This window comes from Shewanella sp. Isolate7, from assembly GCF_022398425.1.
Classification (GTDB): domain Bacteria; phylum Pseudomonadota; class Gammaproteobacteria; order Enterobacterales; family Shewanellaceae; genus Shewanella.
The window spans coordinates 1-4,087 of sequence record NZ_JAKEVJ010000138.1; the positions used below are offsets into that span (position 1 = coordinate 1).

A 4,087-nucleotide genomic window follows, 5' to 3' on the forward strand; every position below is an offset into this window, starting at 1 on the left:
GGCACTAACCATGGCCTTTGAGGCGCGAGGAAGGCCGAAAGACCTAATGTTYCATAGTGACCAAGGAAGCCACTATACCAGCCGCCGCTTCCGCCAACAGCTCTGGCGCTATCATATTAAGCAGAGCATGAGTCGACGAGGAAACTGCTGGGACAACAGCCCGATGGAGCGCTTCTTTAGAAGCTTAAAAACAGAATGGATACCGATGACCGGCTATCGGGATATCGGTGAGGCTAAGAGTGAAATTTCACGATATGTGACGGGGTATTACAGTCAGCTGAGACCACATCAATATAACKGTGGGCTGACACCCAATGAGTCAGAGCGAAGATACTGGCTTGAATACAAAACCGTGGCCAATTTTAGTTGACCACTACACAGGAATAAGCAAGTAATAGAAATAGTGCTGACCTTTGTGATTATGCTTCTCTCATGAAAGCCAGCACTTTCGCGGATTAATTCACTTCTGAAAGTTTAAGAACGGGACTTTTTTTCTGATTTAGTAAGATACTAATCAACGCTAATACCGTAAATGCTAAGCTTGATAGGAATAGATTTTCTACACCGAACTGAGCGATAAACCATCCAGCTACGATCGAGCCAATGGTGATCCCAAAGTTTGAAAAAGAGATGTAAAGACTATTAGCAAAAACTTTCGCATCACCGGCGTTATCCATCACCCATGTTTGACTCACAACCAAGCCAGCAGAGTGTACTGCACCCCAAAATGCGACCATGGCTACCATAAATGAGAATGAGAAACCCATGATGTATACGGTAACAAAGATAAGCCCAAGTATGACAGGGTAAAGCATCACGGTCTTTTTCATGTTTTTGCCAAGTAGTTTGCCAAAGATGAAGTTACCAAAGATACCAAATACACCGAACACCATCAGCATGGCACTAATCCATGTACCGTTCATATTCGTTACTGTGCTTAAGTATTGAGTAATAAAGCTGTACGAAGAAAACATCGCTGCAAATACGAATATTACAGTCGATAAAGACAGCCACATGGACTTGCTACGTAAAATAGTCACTTGAGAGCCGAATGACATTTTTTCCTTTACAGGCGCGCTTTCCATCAAGAACATCACACTCACTAACGCAATGGCACAAGCAGTTAAGCCAAAGTAAAAGGCATAAGCGAGAGAGTACTGTTCAGCTAGAAAAGCACTAATCGGAATACCGAAGACCAAACCTACCGCTACCCCACCGAATACTTTTGCTGCGGCGTTGCTTTGTTCTTCAACTGGAACCATAGAAGTGGCTGCTACTAATGCAACTGAAAAGAATACAGCATGCATCAAGGCTGGCAGAATTCGAAATATCATCATGGTTGTGTAATCTTGCGTTATGGCGTACACAAGGTTCGAGAGCACGAATAAGGAAAGTATGCCAATTAAGACGTATTTTCTATTCCACCCTGACATCAATAATGTAATAAATGGTCCACTCACCGCCACGACGACAGCGTAAACACTGACTAACAGGCCTGCTTCTTGTACGTCAATGTTAAAGTCTTTCATGACTTGTGGAAGGAGACCGATAATACCCAGCTCTGTCGTGATAACGCCAAAAACGGCTAAAGATAGAGCAAAGATAAACAAGCTTTGTTTTTTCATTGTTTCAACTCAAATGATTATTAACGTATGGAATATATGTGCCGTTAACATTGGTTGTTGTTAGAACACTCAATCCATGCTTTGGATAGGTGACGCAAAAATGTTGTTTTTCGTCCAATAAAAATGCCGTTTTCAATGCAATTGAATTCGGCAAATTATCGGAATTCGCATTTTCAAAGGGGGAATAGTTTCTATTTATCCCGATGACATGCGCTTAGAACCGTGTTGTACGAAACTTGCAAGTGACGACTGGTTGCTCGCTTTCCATGATTTTGTGCGGTCATTTCAATAATTCTGCTCCTAATGCCTGGTTGGCAGGCTTCGTAACAATAATTCACTTGAAACGTGCGACAGCAACTCAGGCAGCGATACCTTTGGTGGCCTTTAGGGCCATAGCCATGTTTTACCACGCTGTCACTCTTACAACAGAAGTGGCAATGGGGGTTATTCGTCGTCACATCGAACCTCAAAGTCTCAGCGAGAGATACCGAGAATCTTTTGAATGTAATTATCAAGTTGGATTGCATAATAGGGGATAACACACATTGAATTAAGTCCTTTAGATTATTAATACATATTCCTACTGGGACTTAATGTGTTTTTTTTGCAGCGTTAGACTGAATATTAAGTTCAGAAGAAAGTAAAGCAAGTGTCTGTTTTTAAATGATTTAGCCTCTGGTTTCTTTCGATAAATAGAAGGTGTGATGAATGCACACAATTTAGCCGTTACGTTGATTTGCTAAAAAACACCCAGTTGACGACTCGAACATGGCATGACACATTTTGCGCCCTGCTTCGGTATGCCATTTAGTGTAAGTGCATATCGGTTTAATACGTTATGAGATGATTTAACTTTATGAAAAAATGGAAGAAAACACTTTTAGCTACATCGGGCATTTTACTTTCCTCAATGGCTTTTGCAGGTAATGGGCAGAGTCAAGCGAACAGTGAGTTTCCAATCCCTGCTGGCTTTGAAAGTAGCTTTAAAGAAATCAATGGTGTGAAACTGCACTATGTAGAAGGAGGAAGTGGACCTCTGGTACTTATGGTCCATGGGTATGGCCAAACATGGTATGAGTGGCATCAGCTAATGCCAAAGCTAGCTAAAGATCATCGCGTTGTCGCTGTCGACATGCCAGGTCTCGGACAGTCTGAGCCATTAGATTCAACCTATTCTGGGTTAGATGTTTATCCTTATCTTCATGGTCTTGCGAAAAGCTTCAGTCCTGATGAGCCTTTTGATGTCGTTGCACATGATACAGGGGTTTGGATGACGTATCCGATGATTGCACAGCACCAAGACGATATATCGAAAGTGATATATTTTGATTCAATTATTCCAGACGATACTATCTATACTTTCCCGTCTTTTACTCCAGAAGGCGAAGCCTCTACGTGGCACTGGAGTTTTTATACTGCTGAAAACAACTTTGCAGAAAACATTATTGAAGGTAAGGAAAAGTTGTTTCTTTCTCATATCATCAAGAAACACGCGACCAATAAAGAAGTATTTACAGACGAACTGCTTGATTTGTATGCAAAGTCGTATGCTAAGCCAGAAACCTTACATGCTGCGTTTGAATACTATCGTTCATTTACTACCTCTGCAGAGCAGAACAAAGAAATAGTTAAAGACCATAAGTTAAAAATGCCTGTACTTGTTATTCCAGGAGACAGCAATGGCGGTGGACTGGGTGATGCCTTCCTTAATCAGGTAAAAAAATACGGTGACAATGTTCAAGGGGAAACGATACAAGGATGTGGACACTGGTTACCAGAAGAGTGTCCTGCGACAGTAGAGCCTTTAGTTATTGACTTTCTTAATAAAAAGTAATTTACAAAACTGAGCCGAGTTTTGTTTCTATTGCGGTCTTCATTGCTGCCATAGGCAGCCTATGATCGTTGTTAATGCATATCCTAGAGCGATTCTAGGATATGCATTACATTTAGGGAAGGTGCGAATAAGTCCCGTGCTTGCTCTGCGTGTGCTTAAAGTGGATAGATGCTAGGCACAGTTTGCAGCGAATTGTAGTGGCATAGTGAATTTGGCCACCTGAATAGACGAAGTGATAGACTCACTTCCAGAGAAAAGGTGGTAGAAATGATGAACACAAGACCGACATTCAGTGCAGAGTTCAAATTAGAAGCTGCGCAGCTGGTAACGAAACAGGGATACAGCATAACTGAGGCTGCAAGCGCGATGGGCGTCAGTCATTCAGCCATGCGTAAATGGGTAAACCAGCTTCGACAGGAGCAGCAAGGCGTATCCCCCAAAGGCGCACCGCTCACCCCCGAACAACAGCGGATCCGTGAGCTGGAGAAGAAAATCCGCCGCATTGAAGAAGAGAACACCATTTTAAAAAAGGCTACGGCTCTCTTGATGTCAGACTCACTGAACAGTTCTCGTTAGTCGAGAAACTCAGGAAGAGCCATAGCGTAAAGCGGATTTGTTCAGTATTTAG

General features: G+C 42.4%; 3 protein-coding genes and 1 pseudogene. 3 read left to right on the plus strand and 1 reads right to left on the minus strand.

Going from position 1 to position 4,087, the window contains the following annotated elements; translation table 11 throughout:
• A partial coding sequence (locus tag L1D47_RS20265; RefSeq protein WP_239886575.1) for an integrase core domain-containing protein occupies window positions 1–370 on the plus strand: 370 nt, incomplete at its 5' end.
• Window positions 371–455: 85 nt separating this feature from the next.
• Here the strand turns inward: L1D47_RS20265 and L1D47_RS20270 are convergent.
• Window positions 456–1,625 (minus strand): MFS transporter, encoded by a 1,170-nt coding sequence (locus tag L1D47_RS20270; protein WP_239886576.1) that lies wholly within the window; start codon window positions 1,623–1,625, stop codon window positions 456–458.
• A gap of 856 nt (window positions 1,626–2,481) precedes the next feature.
• Between L1D47_RS20270 and L1D47_RS20275 the strand changes: the two genes are divergently transcribed.
• On the plus strand, window positions 2,482–3,459 hold the full coding sequence (locus tag L1D47_RS20275; RefSeq protein ID WP_069489579.1) for an alpha/beta hydrolase: 978 nt from the start codon (window positions 2,482–2,484) through the stop codon (window positions 3,457–3,459).
• 267 nt (window positions 3,460–3,726) lie between these two features.
• Window positions 3,727–4,087: pseudogene (locus tag L1D47_RS20280) on the plus strand (transposase); the annotation flags it as partial.